This window comes from Methanosarcina sp. UBA5, assembly GCF_002505485.1.
In the GTDB taxonomy this organism is placed as follows: Archaea; Halobacteriota; Methanosarcinia; order Methanosarcinales; family Methanosarcinaceae; genus Methanosarcina.
The window spans coordinates 1-18,377 of sequence record NZ_DAVG01000052.1 but is presented as its reverse complement, the minus strand read 5'-3'; the positions used below and the strand labels follow the sequence as shown (position 1 = coordinate 18,377).

The window sequence follows — 18,377 nt, the reverse complement described above, 5'->3', positions numbered from 1 at the left end:
AGAGCAGTTATATCCTGATGCCCTTGAGGAGAGCCAGCTTTTTCTTCCAGTGATCAAGCCCTCGCTTTGCAGCATACCACTCAAGATATTTATCCTCAGCGATAAGTTCACCGCCCTCGAATTTTTTTATGAATTCGGTAGAGATCAGGTCGTACCGATCTTCAAATTCATCGCAGATCATGGCGTAGCGATCTATCTTGTATTTTGCAAGATGCTTCTCATGTTCCAGAGCCGAGCGAATAATCTCGCTTGCTTCCTGAAGCGAGTAATCGGTATCAATCTGCAAAGTCAAATCCATGTTTATCCCATAGAAAAATTATTGCTGGTACTAAAAAATAATCCTATATTTCTTTTTCTATTTTATTAGTCAGGCTTATTAATCAGGCCTTTCTTCCTGGCCCGAAAAATTCAAATAATTCTTTTTTTCGTGTCAGAGGCTTATTTGTATCCTACGTTTTTACAATTAATAACCTTTTACCTCATTTGAGTAGAAAATATCACTAAAAATTTTACTTTAGACGTATTTAAAAATCCTTACCAATTTAAAGTGAAAAACAGAAGTGAAAAAAGTTCAAAGAATAGCAAATAGCGGCCAAAGGTAAAAGACAAAAGATAAAAAATAGGAAAAAGGAAAAATTCAGAACAGATAGTTACTAGAGAATGTGGTTTTTAAAGCCACACAGTCATCAGTTCTCGGCTACACTGGGAATTTTCCCGGAATTCTCCAGATTCCTGTAAATGAACGCTGAAGAATAAGCAAGCAGCATGAATTTAAAACCCTCGAGGAAATCCATCTCGATAAACTTTAAAATCATACATACGAAGAAAGTAAACTGTACAGCACACAGGACCATTCCGGTTACTGTGAACATTTTCTGACGACTGCTACGATCACTACTGTCTGGATCATCGGATTCTTCTGACATTTCGTTTCAAGCCTCGCAAATAAAGGTGCTAAAGATGCTCTTTATTTAGCTCGTTTTAATTTTGTTTTAATCTTCTTTAATTCGTTTTTATTTGTTTTTGTGTTTTTTACTCGAATCAAGCCTTATCGTCGGCAGTTTTCAATCAGCTCAAAAACTAAATAGGATTCTCCTCAAAAGCGTATAGACTGGCTCTTATGGAGTCCTTAAAACGAGACAAAAAGCTGAAAACTTCAATGGATGCATCTGAAGGTTCAGTTCTACATTGATCCCCTGGTGCAACATTATCTGAAAAAACACGCTCCGAATTAGAGACTTTTATACAGTATCCTTATTTATTGGAGCTGGTATATATAACTTACGAAGGAGACAGGATACTTCTGAGCTTGATGCTGGTTTTCAGATGGCAAGAGCGAAGCGAGGTAAGAGCGATAAGAAATACAAAAATTGAGAAAAATGAAAAGCGAAAAAGTCCTTTTAAATTGAATACTCTCGCTCAATTTCAGAAAGATATATAAGAACTAATTTTTTCAGATCATTCAATTTAGATTTATTCAAAGGGATACCCAATAAAACGATCTTGCTTTTAGTATTAGAAAAAGGGAAAATGTAATCTAATTCTGAAATATATTGTTCATTATAAGGATAGCATAAAATTCCAACTTTAGTTTTATTTTTAGTAAATGTAGTATACGCAAGCAATTGATGTACATCTTTTCGATGTTCTTCTTTTAACTGTTCGGTAGTGCTTTTTAAATTGAAGAGGTGAGATTTGTATTTTGCATCTATCACGATATCCAAGTTATTTTTCATCAACACTATATCGGGTTCTAAATAATTGAGGCTCCAGAGTGGGCTAAAATGTGAAGAGCATCTAATTTTGTAATTGTTTAACTGGGTTGCTCCAATTTCCAAAGAAATTTGATTGAATATGAATTGGACATATTTTTCAAATAGGAGGGAAAAATCAATTTTCCATGAGGTAGTCTCTTCGAAGTTTCTTTTCAGGATTTTGTTTCCTTGCTCCTTTAATCTTTTAATAAGAATGGGATCTGAAAGATGTATTTTCAAATCATTTGTCTGTTTTTCAGGAAAATAATACAATGCATTATCCAAATAAGTCAGAACTTCACGATATTGATATTTAATATTTAGAGGAGTCTTAAATGAAGTAATTTCTCCCCTTACAATACTGTAAACATATTTCAGTTCAAAAAACTCACTGTGAAACTTACTCAGAATATTATCATTACAAGGAAAAAACAACCTTTTCTCGGGGTCGAACTCTTTTTCAACGTATTTTTTCCAATCAACCTGAGATTTTGGATACCTATATATTCTTTTGATTTTTTGAAACTTGTTCCATTTGGTTTTTATTGCTTTTTCTAATAAGTTTACAAACTTTATAGCTTCTAAATATAAAGGAGGTCTCAGATTATTCTGTGACAAAAGAGGAATAGAATGTTTGAATTCAGGAAGCATTTCAGATTCCAACAAATTCACGAGTTCAACATATTCTGAAAACTGGTCAGTCGCAGAGGTATATCGAGGCTTAACCACAAAATCTCCAATCTGCTTTCCAGTATCTGGAGATCGAAGTGGAATTGCGCCAATGAAGCAATCTGACCTAAAAGTTAAAGAGACGCTTTTTCCACTTCCTTCAATTATGGGAGTTACTTCAAGAAAATCAAAGTTATTTCTATTGTAATCAATGAATTTCTGTAAGTTTTCAGCTAAATATCTTCTATCAGCGTTCTTAAACCATTTTTTTGCAAGAAATAATCCTGAAATAGGCTGTGATTTTTCAGTAAGGCAAGAAATTTCAAGGAAGATGTTCTCCTGAGAATTCATTCAAATAATACCTCACCTATTCGATCATAGAAATATTTGGCAAACTCATCCTTTGCGTTTACTAAAATGCCTTCAGCAAGATATTCTCTAATAAGAGGAAGCAGTTCGTATTTTATCCTGTCTTTCATTTCCTCTTCAGTTTCAGCAATAAAATAGGCTTGACCGGGTTGCAACGGTAATTCTTCGCTACTGGCATACCAATTGAAGATCTCACTAAAAGCCAAGAAATCTTCTTTGAAAAATTTATATTTGCCTATCACTTTTATTACATGAGGCTTTAAAGTATACCAGGCAAATCTTCGCCTTAATGCAAAATCAACAACAGCTAAGCTTCGATCGGCGGTGTTCATCGTAGAGATTACATAATAATTTGAAGGAATAGCGTTTACTTTATAATTGCCGCCGATGTCAATCTCTATAAGCCCTTCTTTTTCTTCTAGCTGGTATTCGAAAAGATAGAAAATTGGACCTAAAATGTTCGACAAGTTTGCCCGATTAATTTCATCAATAATCAAAACAACCTTTTTTTCAGGATTTTCTTTAGCCTTTTTCAAGGATTCATAAAAAATACCCCTTTGCTCTATATAAGTAACCTCTCCAGCTTCTAAATTTGGTTTTATACCATATATAAAATCACTGTAACTGGTTTCTGCATGAAATTGTGTAAAGAAAGTCTCTGCGTTAAGCTTGTTCGAAATTATCTTTGCTAATCTAGTTTTTCCAGTTCCAGGAGCACCCTGAAGGATTACGAACTTTCTTTTCAAAACAAGCCTTAACGCTTCTTCTTCATCATTTACGTTTTTAACTCTTGATATCTCAGATATTGTTTTAGAGACAACTTTTCTTTGTTCTGCATTTCCTGGAAAATTTCTCAATTGAGCATAAGCTGCGATAAATCCTGCTATGATTTTTTTACCTGCTTCGGATTCAGGATCCCAAATAATTTCACTAGCCAATTGAAGTTTTGAATAATTCTTCAAAGTTTTCCCTAAGTTTGGAATCTTTGATGTAAGTTGTTTTGGCAAGCTTGATTCTATATCTAAAAAGGAAGTTTTGCAGAAACCATTTTCACTTACAATTGAAGAAAAAAGTCTTCTTACGCCGGGTAAGCTTGCGAGTTCATAGTCATTTTTAAATCCAAGTGAGCCAACGATAAGTGAGATTAACCAAGGTCTATTTTCTCTATCTGGAAAGATGACCAGAGATAAATCGTGATAAGGACCAGATGGTTCTTCTTCTGTGGAAATCAATCCAAAAAACGCTCCACCTTGATTGAGAGCATCTTCTTTTGTGTTATTCCTAAATATGTAATCATTCAAAACATCTTCATTTTTTGCCCCAAAATTCTTGGCCAATTCTTTGACAAATTCGATAGTCCTTTCAATTTTGCCCATCTATACCATCTTAGTCCAAAAGCCTTGAAAATTATTTTAATTTTTAATTATTTTTGAGTAATAAATAGCTGCCTCTTTTATCCTTTTTTGAGTTTGTAAGATAATAACACATAATAATTTGCTAAATAATTTCCAAAATAATTTCCAAAATATTTTTATAAAGCCGAAACAATTCTTCCTTTTCAAAACTACACCTTTAAATCTCATCCCTCCCTTTTCTATCCTATAATATAACTCTTATAATTTTATTCGGTGACATTTTTATGAAATGTAGGCTTTGCAAATATTACCCTGAAGATTTCGGGGAACTTACGGTTGACGTTTTGCATATGAATTTGGAGTTTGATGTTTATGATGACAGAACCAATGTGAGATCCTTGCTCAGGGTAAGGACAAAGGATGCACCTATTGAGAAGCTGGAATTGAACTGCAGGGACCTTGAGATCCGGGCTGTGAGCTGCATACAGTGCGAGGTTTCTTACAGATACCGGAAGGATGATGCGATTCTTGAGATTAATTTCAGGGAAGAGATCCCACCGCATACCGAGGTTGCAGTTGTTACGGATACGGTTTGCAGGCCGACCAAAAATATCCTTGAAGGGCTTTACTATGACGAAACGCCGGCAGGGGCTCCCCCTCAGCAGATCACGCAGTGCCAGCAGTGGGGGTTCCAGAGGATTGTGCCGTGCATTGACGATATGGCCGCAAAATGCACTTACAAAACTACCATAATTGCGGATTCACGGTACACGAACCTGATAACGAATGGGGATGTAGCTGTTGAGAGGCATACTGTGAAGCCCGGGCGGGACAAAATCGTATATGATAACTCGGTCACGCCGATGGCGACTTATCTCTTTTTCCTCGGGGTTGGGACTTATGCGACCTTCAAAAGGGAGTTTGAATATCCTGACGGAGGCACTTTCATGCTGGAACTGCTCGTGCCGCCTGCATCAGATGCAGCCGCAGCCGAAAAAGCGCTTGATATCCTGCACGATGCGATTATGTGGGTTTACCTTTTCACAGGGCCTGAACAGTTCGATAAGGAGAAGCTGCCTGTCAGGAGGGAACTCTGGGATCTTGTTCACATACGAGAGAAGATGAAACTTGAGGCAAAGCCCGAATCCACGCTGGAAGAAGACCTTAAAAAGGTCAGGGAGAGGCTTGCAAAACTTAACAAAACTATCAATCCCGGATACAGGTATACAGGCACCGTCTACAGGGAAATCGGCATGCAGAACTCGGATTTCGGAGGCATGGAAAATGTCGGGAACACCACGATTACCACAAACCGCATAATGCCTTTCCCGCAGATGACGGATCCGGCTTATGAATATATGATCCGGGTAAAGGCGCACGAATATCACCATAACCAGAACGGGTCCGAGGTCACCGGCAGAAGCCCGTTTGAGATCTGGCTGAACGAAGCCGTGACCGTACATGTGGAAGAGCAGCATCATGCCTTTTTCTTTGGCGAGGACTACGACAGGCTCGACAGAGTGCTTGAGCTGCTTGCACCGGCTTCAGGAACCTTTGCCCTGGATTCGGGAGCAGCTTCCATGCCAATAATTCCTGATGGTTTCAATGACCCAAATGACCTGATTACCGCAGTCACCTATGTAAAAGCCCCGGAATACGTGCGCATGGTAGAGTCCCTTATAGGGAAGGACACCTTTGTCAGGGGCCTGGACAGGTATTTTAAAAGGTTCAAACATTCTAACGCAGCCACCCAGGACTGGATTGAAGCCATGGAAGAAGAAAGCGGGCAGCCCTTAAGGGAGATGTCCGAAACCTGGCTGAGACAGACAAAATTCCCTGTAGTCGAGGTTTCAGCCGAATATGACCGGGCTGCCAGGAAATTCACCTTCTTCCTCAAACAAAAATTCCCAGACGGCGGAAAACCCTGGGAATTCCCATTCAGGGCAGCCCTTGTTGACGAAAATGGAAATGATCTTGCCGAAACCCTGGAAAGGGTGAGCGGGGAAACCGCAGAGATTGTGATTGAAAACGTGGATATGCCAGCCTTCCTATCTCTTAATAGAGGCTATTCTTTCTACGGGAAGCTTGTATACAAAGCAAGCCACGACGAGCTCATGATGCAGGTAAGAAAAGACAGAGATATTATAGGCAGGTTTACGGCTTTCTATACCCTTGTTGACAGGGAAAAATTAAGGCTCCTTAAAAACCCCGAATCAAGACCTTCTGAAAACTTTATCGAGCTTTACTATAGGCTTCTCAATGACCGGCAGCTTCTTGAAAAAGCAGGAGGTCAGTTCCTGACCATTTTTGAGTCCGTTGAGGATGAAGAGTTTGCCCACAGGTACCAGGAGCTTTATGAGGTTAAACAGAAACTCCTGAAAGCTGTTGCCCGGAAATATGTAAACTCCGTAATTTCCGCCTACCGCTTCTTTGAAGAAGCCTCGACTCCCAGGGACTCAACTCTTGAGGAGACGGCAAGGGTAATCAAGAACAGGCAGGCCAAAAATGTCTGTCTTGGCATCCTTGCAACTCTTGATACTCCCGAGATTCACGCAATGATAAAACAACAATTCGAGACTGCAACCTGTGCAACGGACCAGCTGAGCGCATTTGCCGCATACCTGAACAGCTCGGCGCCCGACAAAGTTGAAGTCCTGAGAGCCTTTGAAGCGGAGTCAAAGAAAAATCTCGTTGCCTGGGAAGCTTTCCTTTCTGTAATAGGAAGTAATAGCAGTGCTGACGCAGTTGAACTTGTCAGGGAAATGGAAAGGTCAGACGCATTCAGAATCGAGCAGACAAATGACCAGCGTGCCCTTTATGGAAGCTTTGCCCGCAACCGGAAAAAATCACTCCAGACCGAAGAAGGCAGGGTTCTCTTTGCAGAAATTCTGAGAAAGCTGACCCCTGTTAATGAGTACAGTACGGTCAATATGCTCAATGCTTTTGCAAACATAGACCAGATGGAATCAAAGTATCATATCCCACTGGTAAAGATTCTGGCAGACCTTCTTGGAGAACTCGACGCCCAGAAATTCCCGAGTGTTTATAACAGGATTAGAAAACTCCTGTTGGGAGCTCCTAATGCTGTCAAAACATACGGTGTAGAACACGGAGAAATTCCGGGACTGCAGATAGGAAAGAAATAAAATGTTTAGGAAAAATAGGTTACTCAGAAGCAGCCAGATAGGAAAACCGAGTACCGTAGACATGATAAGGTAATTAGACCCGGAAGGATTCGGAAATAATTCTATCCTTCCGGAAATTTGCCTTTTTGTACCTATTTTATGACCTTCAGACTCTCTTACTTTAGATATTTCCTTTTGATTTATATATCCGTTTCTCAAGTCATGTTTCCGTAAAAAAGCAGTTTCTTCCCGCCTGAAGATATTTACTGAAATTAGATTAAGTTCTGAAATTACATTTGAAAGCCAGATACAGGAGAATATTTATTCAAGGGATATTAAATGTTATAAATGTTAGTTGGGACTTTTTACATAATTTGAATATTTGGCTTTTAAGGGGGATGTTAAAAGGATATTTCAATATTTTGAAGGCTTGTTGATAGAGGCATTCTCTTCTCTGTTCAATATTATGGGCTCTTTTCTCATAATATACGGTGGCCTCAGGTCAATATTAGGGGTTATCCTCATTGAAGTTTTAAAGAAACCTCATAGCTATCAGAAGGTCAGAAAAGAGCTTACAAACAAAATCGTCTTTGGACTTGAATTTTTCATTGCAGCCGATGTCCTTGAAACCGTGCTTAATCCGTCTCAGGAAGAACTGCTCCTGCTGGGAACGGTCGTATTGATAAGAACAGTTCTTGGTTATTTCCTCAGCAAGGAAGTTCTGGAATACCAGCTTGATTGAAACACAGTTGAAAAGTTGAAATCCTATTAGATATCTGAGCTTTCAGTATCTTTTTTAATCCGGATGTTTTTTCCATTCAGGTCTTTGTCTCCGCAAAGCACTTCAAAAATCTTCTTACGAGAATTTCATATGTACTCTCTTCCCTCAGCATACCTTTGGAGACGGATGATCTACTGTTAGATCTATCTGGCATCTCTGTTGCTACGGGGAACTATTATAAAGTCTAAATTCAGTACAATTCTAAAAAAATAGTATAATTTAAAAGCAAGTAGATTATTAAGGATACAAAATATTATTAAACTCTAATATTATACTAATCCGAAATCCAGATTATGCTGCCTAAACTCGGGCTATCTAACACACTAGTCAGGTATGAGTAAAACCTGGAATCCAAAAAATTCAAAGTTATCAGACACAGGAGCAATTTAATGTATCATCTCAAATGTATCGAATGCGGTGCAGAGTATTCCAAAGACGAAGTAATATATACATGCAGCAAATGTGATGGGCTGCTTGATGTAATTTATGATTATTCCTCAATAAAAATTGACATGGAAAAATTGAAGACTGAATGTCCTTCGGTCTGGAAGTACGCAAAACTTCTTCCTATAGAAAGAGAGCCTATAACTATCCGAGAAGGCGGAACTCCCCTTTATAAATGCGACCGGCTGGCTGAGAAAATTGGGATTAAAGAGCTTTACGTGAAGCATGAAGGCATGAACCCTACAGGTTCTTTTAAAGACAGGGGAATGACCGTAGGAGTTACAAAAGCGCTTGAACTGGGCATGAATACCGTTGCTTGTGCATCTACTGGAAATACCTCGGCAGCCCTTGCAATCTATGGAGCAAAAGCCGGGATTCCTGTAATCGTACTTTTGCCTGCAGGAAAAGTCGCTCTTGGAAAAGTAGCCCAGGCTCTTATGCACGGAGCAAAGGTTCTCAGCATTCGCGGAAATTTTGACGACGCACTTACCCTTGTGCGTATCCTCTGTTCCCAGGAGAAAATTTATCTCTTAAACTCAATCAACCCCTACAGGCTGGAAGGCCAGAAGACTATCGGTTTTGAGATTGCAGACCAGCTCGGCTTCAGGGTACCTGACAGAGTCGTCCTGCCCGTGGGAAATGCCGGAAATATTACAGCTATTTGGAAGGGCTTCAGGGAGTTTAAAAAACTAGGCATAACGGACTCGCTCCCGAAAATGACCGGAATTCAGGCCGCAGGCTCCTGCCCCATTGTAAAAGCCATAAAGAGCGAGGCACCGGAAATAACTCCCGAGGAAAACCCCGAAACCGTTGCAACAGCAATCAGGATAGGAAACCCTGTTAATGCGAAAAAGGCCCTTGCTGCCATCCGGGAATCTGGGGGGACTGCGGAATCCGTTACTGATGAAGAAATCCTTGCAGCCCAGAAAGACCTTGCAAGGCTTGAAGGCATAGGTGTCGAACCTGCAAGTGCAGCCTCGGTTGCAGGGCTTAAGAAACTTGTTGATATGGGTGTTATAAGCAGAGACGAAACCGTTGTCTGTATCACCACAGGGCACCTGCTTAAAGACCCGCAGACTGTAATCGACATCTGCGAAGAGCCTATTGTTGTGGATGCCAGTATAGAAGCCATCCGAGAAGCTATCTTCGGAAAAGCGGAATAAAACCTGAAAAATTGATAACAATAGGAATAATAGTAGAAAATAACGATGGGCGTGAACATGAATGGAGCAGGATTATAAGCCTCACGAAATCGAAAAGAAATGGCAAAAAAAGTGGAATGAGAGCCAGATTTTCCAGGCCGAGCCCGATAAGCGAGAAAAATTTTTCATAACTATTCCCTACCCCTACCTGAACGGGAACCTGCATGCAGGACATACCAGGACCTTTACCATAGGGGATGTTGTTGCAAGGCACAAAAGAATGCTCGGGTACAACGTGCTTTATCCTATGGGCTTTCATGTGACAGGCACACCCATTGTGGGGCTTGCTGAACTGATTGCAAATCGGGACCCGCAGACTATGGACGTTTATGAGCGCCTTCACGGGATTCCCGGAGACATCCTGCCAACACTCGATACCCCCGAAAAAATTGTTGATTACTTCAAGCTTGAATCCGAGAAAGCCATGCGTAATATTGGGTACTCTATTGACTGGAGACGCAAGTTTACGACGACTGACCCGACATATAAAAAGTTCATAGAGTGGCAGTATATCCGGCTTGGAGAAAAGGACCTAATAGTAAAAGGTTCCCATCCGGTAAAATGGTGCCCGAACGACAATAACCCTGTAGAGGATCACGATATCCTTTATGGGGAAGAAGCTACCATTGTCGAATATACGCTGATCAAGTTCCGGTATAAAGACCTGATCTTGCCCTGTGCAACCCTCAGGCCGGAAACAACGTACGGGGTGACTAACCTGTGGGTCAACCCTGATGTAACTTATGTAAAAGCAAAAGTCACACTGAACGGAAATGAGGAGTTCTGGGTTGTCAGCAAGGAAGCTTTCCGAAAATTGACTTTTACGGACCGGACAGTCGAGTATATCGAAGACGTACCTGCAAAATCCATAATTGGAATAAAACTCACAAACCCAGTTACAGGTGACGAAGTAATTTCCCTTCCTGCATCCTTTGTCAGGCCTGAAAACGGAAGCGGAATAGTAATGAGCGTCCCTGCCCATGCGCCTTTTGACTACCTGGCCCTTCGTGACCTTTATGATGTTGACCTGAGCGAATATGGGATAACCGAAGACCTCAGGAAAATCAAACTGATTTCCCTTATTAAGGTGCCTGAATTCGGAGAATTCCCTGCAAAGGAAATCGTTGAAAGCATGGGAATTACAAGTCAGAAAGACCCGAAAGCAGAGGAAGCAACAAAGATCGTATACAGAAGGGAGTTCCACGGGGGAGTCCTTAAGGAGATAACAGGAAAATACGAAGGACAGGCTGTCTCCAAAATCAAGGATATCCTTACCAGGGACTTCATCAGCTCAAATGCCGGGGAGACTTTTTATGAATTCAGCGAACCTGTAGTTTGCCGCTGTGGCACCCCCTGTGTCGTAAATATGGTTAAAGGCCAGTGGTTCCTTAATTATTCAAATCCTGAATGGAAAGCAAAGGTCTATAAGTGCCTCGACCAAATGCGAATTATTCCTGAAGAGTACAGGGTCGAATTTGAAAACAAGGTTGATTGGCTTAAGGATAAAGCCTGCGCCCGCAGGAAAGGACTTGGAACCCACCTTCCCTTTGATAAGGAATGGCTGATCGAGTCCCTTGGGGATTCGACAATTTACATGAGCTATTATATCATTGCCAAGTTTATCGAAAATGGTGAACTAAAACTAGAGAACCTCACCCTTTCATTCTTCGACTATGTCCTGCTTGGAAAGGGCGATTCTGCAGCAGCCAGTGCAGATACTGGCCTTAGTCCAGAGCTTCTTGACGAAATTCGCAGGCATTTTAACTACTGGTATCCGGTTGATCTGCGCTCTTCAGGCAAAGACCTTGTCCCGAATCACCTGCTCTTTTTCCTCTTCCACCATGTAGCCCTCTTTGAAGAGGAAAAATGGCCTAAAGCTCTTGCAGTAAACGGTTTTGTTTCCCTTGAGGGACAGAAAATGAGCAAGTCCAAAGGCCCGATTCTGACCATGGAAAGTGCAGTCAGCAAATATGGTGCGGATATAACAAGAATGTATATCCTTTCCACAGCCGAGCAGACGCAAGACGCAGACTGGCAGAGGACAGGAATCGAATCTGCCAGAAGGCAGGTGGACAGGTTTTATTCTTTTGCAAAGGGCGTTATAGATAGTGGAAAACGTGCAGATTTGAGCACTGAACTAAAACAGATCGACCACTGGATACTCTCGAGGATACAGAACTACATCCGGGACACGAATGCAGCCCTTTACTCTATCCAGACAAGAGAAGCAATCCAGAATTCGTTTTTCCTGCTGCAAAATGATGTCAAGTGGTATCAGAGGAGGGGTGGAGAGACCCTGCTCTACTATGTGCTGGATAACTGGGTCAGGCTTATGGCTCCTTTTACCCCGCATCTCTGTGAAGAAATCTGGGAAGCAATGGGACATAAGGACCCTGTCTCCCTTGCCCAGTACCCGCTCTATAATGAAGACCTGATAGATGACGGTGCGGAGCTTGCCGAAGAAATGATAAAGGGAACCCTAGAAGACGTTGAGGAGATTATAAGGGTAACAAAGATGATCCCGCAGAAGGTTCACCTCTACACAGCCCCTGCCTGGAAAGCCGAAGCGATCAGGTGCGCCTGCGAGATGCAGCTTGAATGCTCGCTCGAAGTAGGTACCCTTATTAAAAAGCTAATGGCAAACCCTGACTTCAAACGCTTCGGTAAAGAGATTCCAAAATTCGTACAGAAAATTGTTCCGGAGTTCAAAAGCGGGGGCTCAGACAAGTATGAAATCCTTACAGGCCCTAACATTGATGAACAGGCCCTCTTGAAAGAGTCAATTTCGTTCCTGGAAAAGGAGATTGGCTGCCCTGTTGAAGTCCACAGTGCCGATTCTCCTGCCTTTGACCCTGAAAAGAAATCTAGATTTGCCGAGCCCCTGAGGCCCGCAATTTACATTGAGCAGGCGAAGAAAGAAGAATAAAGAAAAATTATTTAAAAAGCCGAATGTCCAGTATTACTTAAAAAGCCGATGTTCCGTAATTGATCGGCTGATATTATACCGGGGGAACCTGAATATAACCCCCAAATACTTTCTTCCTGCGTTTTCAATACCTTTCATAAGCATAGAAGTTTGAGTGAGTTTTCCGTAATCACAAAGGTATTAAATCCAGGAAATAAATCAGAAATTTCAAATGAAAATTCATAATTTAGAAGTTGCGAATTATAAAAGTTAATAAAGTTCAGTTCTCCTATCCTCAAAAACAGGGATAGACTTTCGGATATCAGCTTTTTCGGACAGGTCAAGGTCGTAGACAATTACGCACTCTTTATTGCCTGCGTTAGCTTTTACTTCACCCCAAGCATCGATTATCATTGAGTTTCCAAAGTAAGTACAGTCAGGAGCCGAACCCGTACGGTTGCAAGCAATATGGGGGATCTGGTTTTCGATTGCTCTTGCCTTTGCGAGTATTTTCCAGTGTTCGGACCTTGGATTGGGAAAAGCAGCTGTCGTTACAAGGAAGTCGGAACCTGCCAGGGTAAGTTTTCTTGCAATCTCTGGGAAACGAAGCTCATAACAGATTTGGAAACCGATTTTCAGGTTCTGTTTTTTTAGAATTATGGGCTTGATTGAATTGCCCCTGGAAAAGTACTGGTTCTCATTCTTAAAGGGATGGGTTTTCCGGTAATTGCCTGCAAGCGCTCCTGATTCAAAACAAAAGCCGAGATTGTAGTAAAAAGAGGAATTACTGGAGTCCGAAAGAGTAGAATTTTCAGAATTTCCAAGTTTCCCACTGTTAGAAATCTCTTCCGATGCGACTTTTTCAATTACGGAGCCCATGAGAATACAGTCATTGGCCTCGGAAAAACAGGCCAGGTTTTCAAGGAGAGGAGAAGGCAAGGTCTCTGCTGCATGGTCAAAATACTCGTAGCAAAACCCTGTTGAGAACACCTCGGGTAAAACAATAATCTCAGCTCCTTTTCTTACGGCTTCGAGAGCCATATGCAGGGCTTTTCCAAGGTTTTCCTGCTTTCTGCAATGCAGCACATCCATCTGGACACAGGCCACTTTCACGTCCGAAACACCAGCCAACCACCAGCAAACGGTTTTGAATTCAGTCAATGTAAGATTTCAAATTTAAAAAAATATGTGGAAGAGATAAATTGGAAGACATAAATTGGAAGAAGGGAATTCGATATAAACAAATAAATATTTCAAGAGAGCAGAGTAGTTTGCTTGCTCTTTGCTACCAATCCCTCAAGGTCAAGCCTGTGTTTTATCAGCCCTGCAAGCACTTCATTCGCAAGCCTGATTACTTCTTCCTTATTTTCCCGCATTTCGTATGCAGGATCATCGGGAGGGATCTCAATCTTCGTAATATCGGCTCTGGCTTTTTTCAAGTATGCGTCCTGAGCTTCGCAGACTATACCGGGCTTCTCCAGGTACTGCTCAAGATGTTTTTGAGTGATTCCTATAAGCTTTAATTCCCTGCGGAAACAGGGCCTTTCAAATAACCTGGAAATGATATATACTCCCACAGGAATCCTGAAATCCAGGTTGATTTTAAGAAGCTGGGCCCTGAGAATAGAATATATTTCATCTGGATCAGAAAGTTCCGTAGACTTGGACTCCTTGCCTTTTTCGGATAAAAGCTCCATGGTCTTTTCAGGCAGGGCATAAATCTTCGAAGGGGGAACTTCAGTTTCTTCCAGAATTTCAAGGTCCCTGAGCGCCCTGAGATAGCCTGTAAGAACCAGGCGGTGCTCATCTATACCTCTGGCTTTCAGTTCTCTGGAAAGCCCACTGATTGAGAGCTGCCTGCCTTCAAGTAGTTCTAGGACTTTAAGGTTGAGTTTTTCTTCCATCTGTACCGACATCATGTCTTATTGTTCTTAAATAATTCTTCAGGACTCCAGCCGGAAAAAAACATTGTCTTCCAGAGCAACCGGACAAACAGGCCCGTGTTTTCCCGAATCTTTGAAAAGACCTGACCCTTCTGTGAGAGGAGTAAACAAGAAAATTACAGAGAGTAATACACTGCATAATATAAAGCTTATGAGAGAGCCTGTAAGGAGAAGTATAGAAAATATAGGGAGAAACTGGCAAATTAATATAAAAAGATTTGTTAAATTTTCAAAAGAGAATATAAGGAAATTTAATTTGAGAATATATTGAGAAAAATAAAATAATTAATATAATTTTGATATTTACAGTTAATCAAATAAATAAGAATTGAACTTTTTTCCAGCAAAATTGAAGGGCAATGCTTAAAAATAATAATTGCCATCTGGATTAGGCTTAAATTTATTATTTCACAAGGCTGCAAAGATGATTACGAAATTAATTCCCAGAAAAGTATTTTTTACAAGTGGTGTTGGTACACACCCCGAAAATCTTGAATCATTTGAAGTTGCACTCCGAGATGCAGGTATTGAGAAATTTAACCTTGTAACTGTAAGTTCTATCCTGCCTCCTAGCTGTGAGATTGTATCCAGAGATGAAGGACTCGAAGAGTTAAGCCCCGGAGAGATCGTATTTTGCGTAATGTCCAGGATTTCTTCCAATGAACCAAGAAGGACGCTCAGCACATCTGTGGGCTGTGCACTCCCGCAAAGCATAGACAAGCACGGTTATATATCAGAATATCATGCCTATGGAGAAACCGCACAGGACGTAGGGGAACATTCAGAAAAACTAGCAAGAAGCATGTACAGCACCTGGACAAATGAAGCCCCTCTCAGGACCCTCAGTTTTCCCAGGTCGTCTTCTGTAGATGAGCATGGAGACTGGATGACCGTGATATCCGTAGCAGTCTTTACTATCTGAACATTAACAGTATACTTGTAATTATTTCTGCGATTGTTTACGAATCCCACTCTGGAAATAAAAACTACTCATCATGCTGTCAATTTCACATTCTTTGATCCTGATTCAAACCTAGCAAATTAGTTTTCCTGAAGAAGATTCATCTCTGTTGATATCATCAGAAGAAGAGTCCGCATATATTGATATTTAATAAAACTATATAATTATTTAGCGTTATTTGCATTTCTTACCGCCTGTCGACAAATGTCTTCAGGTATTAGAAATCACATGCAAAACTATTATTATCTGCTGATTAGGAGAATGGTATGCATCTTAATGTATTCACAGATAATCCAACCGTTCCGATAGATGTAAAGGACAGATCTGTAAGTGAATTAATGGAAGGAATGCTTAAAACAGGCTTCCAGGGAAGAAAGCTGGCCGAATCCGTCCAGGCCTGGCACAACATGCTAAAAGAAAAAGATATGACTGTGCTTATGGGCCTGTCTGGGGCTATGGTTCCTGCTGGCATGCGCAGGGTCATTTCCTATATGATCCGAGAGAGGATGATAGACTGCCTTGTAAGCACAGGAGCAAACCTGTTTCATGATTCACACGAAGCGCTCGGCAAGAAACACTATGTGGGTTCACATCTGGCTGACGATGAAAACCTTTTTGAGCACGGCGTAGATAGGATTTACGACGTTTTTGCAGTTGAGGAAGAGTTCAGGACCGCAGATAACTTGATTGCTGATTTTGCAGAAGAAATCGGTGAAATTTCTTGTTCCTCAAGAGAGTTCATGTACTTGCTCGGAAAGGAACTGGTAAGGCGTGGAGCGGCCGAGGATTCTATAGTCGTAAGTGCATACAGACACAACATCCCGATTTTCGTTCCTGCTCTTTCGGATAGTTCAATAGGAATCGGACTAACCATTGCAAGAAGAAGAGGATTGAAACTTGAGATTGACCAGATAAAAGATGTTGATGAGGTCACGCAGATTGTGGAAAAATCAGGGAAAACCGGAGTTGTCTATGTTGGAGGTGGAGTCCCTAAGAATTTTATCCAGCAGACCGAAGTAATAGCTTCTATTCATGGAATGGATATAGGAGGACACGATTATGCAATTCAGTACACTGCTGATGCTCCTCATTGGGGAGGACTCTCAGGTTGTACTTTTGACGAAGCCGTTTCCTGGGGAAAAATTGCAGCTCAGGCAAAAAAAGTACAGGTTTTTGTGGATGCTACTATCGCTCTCCCTATTGTAGCCCATGCACTTCATGAAAAATGCCGTGAATTGAAGCGGGCTGCCCCGATTTTTGACTGGGAAGGGCCTGAAGGGCTTGATATTGATTATAAAAAGTAATCGAATTACAAATCTTTATTATATTTGAAAGCTTATAACGTAAGACGAGAAGGAGAGGAGTAAATGGGTAAAAGAACTCGAATAATTAACGATCCTTCCTATTTAGTACCATTACTCAGGACTTTTGGGTCAAGAACTCACAAAAAGATATTTGACACACTTTCAAACAAATGGATGACCAAAGCAGAAATAGATGAATTCATGGGTGCAGACTCATCAAAAAGCCTTCATATCCTGAAAAAAGCCGGGCTTCTTGAGAGCCAGTGGAGAGTTCCGGAGGCAGGGCAAAAACCCTCCAAAGAATACCACAGTTCTTATTCCAAGGTTCAGGTCAATTTCCAGTGTTCTTTTGAGGATTTGAGCGATATCATCATGCTGACCTTCAAGCCATACGAGGAGGTCAAAGATGCAATGGACGAACTGGAAAGGCTGGTAGAAGAAGGCAATACCTCCATGAGCAACCTCACGCGGACGCTTAATAGAAACCCGTTTTATATTTGTGCTGTGGCCCGCAGATCTGAAAGGCTTTCGGTAATGGGACAACGGTTAAAAATAATTGAAGATGTAGAGGAGAACTACGATTGATGATCAAAATCCTCCAGACTAAAAGCGGAGTAACCAAGTTTCAGGTCCTTATTGAAATTGCAGCCCACCAGCCGAATGTAAGACAAAAAGAAATTGCTACAAAAATAGGAATAACTCCCCAGGCAGTTTCCGAATATATTAAAGAACTTGTAAGTGACGGGCTGATAGTTACTGAGGGCCGTGTCCGCTATAGAATTACAAAAGAAGGTGTGGAATGGGTCCTTGAAAATGCCACCGAAATGAAGCAGTACGCCCGCTTTGTCATGGAGGATATAATCAGCCATGTTTCAACCTGGACAGCGATTGCAAAAGAGGATTTAAAGGAAGGCCAGCAGGTATACCTGAAAATGGAAAAAGGACTCCTGTACGTAAGCAGCACGGAAAAAACAGGTGCATCAGGCACTGTAATTTCCGATGCAGCTGTCGGGGAAGATGTAGGTGTAACGAGCCTGCGAGGCCTGATCGACCTGGAAAATGCTACAATCACAATCTGCAAGGTTCCGAGAATTGAGCGTGGAGGATCAAGAAAAGTAGATATTGAACGCCTTAGAACCCTGACAAGTTCAAAACCCTATATAGCCGCTATAGGTGTCGAAGCGCTTATCGCTCTGCGTAAGATTGGCATAACCCCAAATGTTATGTTCGGAACCAACGAATCAGTTATTGAAGCTGCATACCATGGGCTATCATCCCTTGTTGTCTCAGTAGATGAGCAAGTTCCTTCCCTTCTTAATAGACTGGAGACAGAAAATCTTGAGTACGAACTCGTAGACCTGACCCTCGAATAATTCCTGCTAATTTTGAAAAAAATCGTTGCTCAGGTTTATCCATGCCGACTACCGATGTTTTAGATTTTACAGTGGTTTTTGCTCAAGCCTTTTTTGAAAAGGCTTGCGGTCAAGCAGTTTATTTAAAAGGCTTGCCGTACAGATTTATCCTTTAAAATGGTATATTTCATATAACTAGGAGATTTATCCATG

15 protein-coding genes are annotated in these 18,377 nt (G+C 41.2%); 9 read left to right on the top strand and 6 right to left on the bottom strand.

All coding sequences use genetic code 11. From position 1 onward, the window contains the following. Window positions 1-7: 7 nt before the first annotated feature. From BP621_RS04865 to BP621_RS04850, 4 genes are all read right to left on the bottom strand, one after another. On the bottom strand, window positions 8-298 hold the full coding sequence (locus BP621_RS04865; protein WP_292388259.1) for a hypothetical protein: 291 nt from the start codon (window positions 296-298) through the stop codon (window positions 8-10). A 388-nt stretch (window positions 299-686) separates the two neighbouring features. Then, window positions 687-926 carry a hypothetical protein gene (locus BP621_RS04860; RefSeq protein ID WP_292388257.1) on the bottom strand — a complete coding sequence of 80 codons (240 nt, stop codon included), beginning with the start codon at window positions 924-926 and terminating at the stop codon, window positions 687-689. Window positions 927-1,400: 474 nt separating this feature from the next. Next, window positions 1,401-2,774, bottom strand: coding sequence for a hypothetical protein (locus tag BP621_RS04855; RefSeq protein ID WP_292388256.1), 1,374 nt, complete (start codon window positions 2,772-2,774; stop codon window positions 1,401-1,403). After that, entirely contained in the window at window positions 2,771-4,168 is a 1,398-nt protein-coding gene (locus BP621_RS04850) for an McrB family protein (protein ID WP_292388255.1), read from the bottom strand. The genes BP621_RS04855 and BP621_RS04850 overlap by 4 nt, the downstream gene beginning before the upstream one ends. A 263-nt stretch (window positions 4,169-4,431) precedes the next feature. Here BP621_RS04850 and BP621_RS04845 point away from each other — a divergent pair, with 263 nt between their 5' ends. The 4 genes from BP621_RS04845 (at window position 4,432) to leuS (ending at window position 12,625) form a co-directional block, all read left to right on the top strand. Beyond that, window positions 4,432-7,293 carry a M1 family metallopeptidase gene (locus BP621_RS04845; protein ID WP_292388254.1) on the top strand — a complete coding sequence of 954 codons (2,862 nt, stop codon included), beginning with the start codon at window positions 4,432-4,434 and terminating at the stop codon, window positions 7,291-7,293. 412 nt (window positions 7,294-7,705) lie between these two features. Next, a complete protein-coding gene (locus BP621_RS04840; protein ID WP_349682045.1) occupies window positions 7,706-8,014 on the top strand; it encodes a DUF1622 domain-containing protein in 309 nt (102 codons plus the stop codon). A 428-nt stretch (window positions 8,015-8,442) separates the two neighbouring features. Continuing rightward, complete coding sequence (thrC, locus tag BP621_RS04835) at window positions 8,443-9,660, top strand: threonine synthase (RefSeq protein ID WP_292388253.1); 1,218 nt, start codon at window positions 8,443-8,445, stop codon at window positions 9,658-9,660. Between the two features lie 61 nt (window positions 9,661-9,721). Then, complete coding sequence (leuS, locus tag BP621_RS04830; protein WP_292388252.1) at window positions 9,722-12,625, top strand: leucine--tRNA ligase; 2,904 nt, start codon at window positions 9,722-9,724, stop codon at window positions 12,623-12,625. Between the two features lie 249 nt (window positions 12,626-12,874). Here leuS and BP621_RS04825 read toward each other — a convergent pair whose 3' ends face one another. Together BP621_RS04825 and BP621_RS04820 are read right to left on the bottom strand one after the other, a co-directional pair. Continuing rightward, window positions 12,875-13,717, bottom strand: coding sequence for a nitrilase-related carbon-nitrogen hydrolase (locus BP621_RS04825; protein WP_292388284.1), 843 nt, complete (start codon window positions 13,715-13,717; stop codon window positions 12,875-12,877). Between the two features lie 140 nt (window positions 13,718-13,857). After that, a complete protein-coding gene (locus BP621_RS04820) occupies window positions 13,858-14,508 on the bottom strand; it encodes a hypothetical protein (RefSeq protein WP_292388251.1) in 651 nt (216 codons plus the stop codon). 112 nt (window positions 14,509-14,620) lie between these two features. On the opposite strand from BP621_RS04820, the gene BP621_RS04815 reads away from it, so the two are divergent. From BP621_RS04815 to BP621_RS04795, 5 genes are all read left to right on the top strand, one after another. Beyond that, the gene (locus BP621_RS04815) at window positions 14,621-14,818 is read left to right on the top strand and encodes a hypothetical protein (RefSeq protein ID WP_292388250.1); all 198 of its coding nucleotides are present in this window, start codon (window positions 14,621-14,623) and stop codon (window positions 14,816-14,818) included. Between the two features lie 153 nt (window positions 14,819-14,971). Next, complete coding sequence (locus BP621_RS04810) at window positions 14,972-15,469, top strand: pyruvoyl-dependent arginine decarboxylase (protein ID WP_292388249.1); 498 nt, start codon at window positions 14,972-14,974, stop codon at window positions 15,467-15,469. Window positions 15,470-15,774: 305 nt separating this feature from the next. After that, window positions 15,775-16,812 carry a deoxyhypusine synthase gene (locus BP621_RS04805; RefSeq protein ID WP_292388248.1) on the top strand — a complete coding sequence of 346 codons (1,038 nt, stop codon included), beginning with the start codon at window positions 15,775-15,777 and terminating at the stop codon, window positions 16,810-16,812. Window positions 16,813-16,875: 63 nt separating this feature from the next. Further along, window positions 16,876-17,397, top strand: a complete 522-nt coding sequence (locus BP621_RS04800; RefSeq protein ID WP_292388247.1) for an ArsR family transcriptional regulator — start codon at window positions 16,876-16,878, stop codon at window positions 17,395-17,397. Then, window positions 17,397-18,185, top strand: coding sequence for a winged helix-turn-helix transcriptional regulator (locus tag BP621_RS04795; RefSeq protein WP_292388283.1), 789 nt, complete (start codon window positions 17,397-17,399; stop codon window positions 18,183-18,185). The genes BP621_RS04800 and BP621_RS04795 overlap by 1 nt, the downstream gene beginning before the upstream one ends. Window positions 18,186-18,377: the final 192 nt, after the last annotated feature.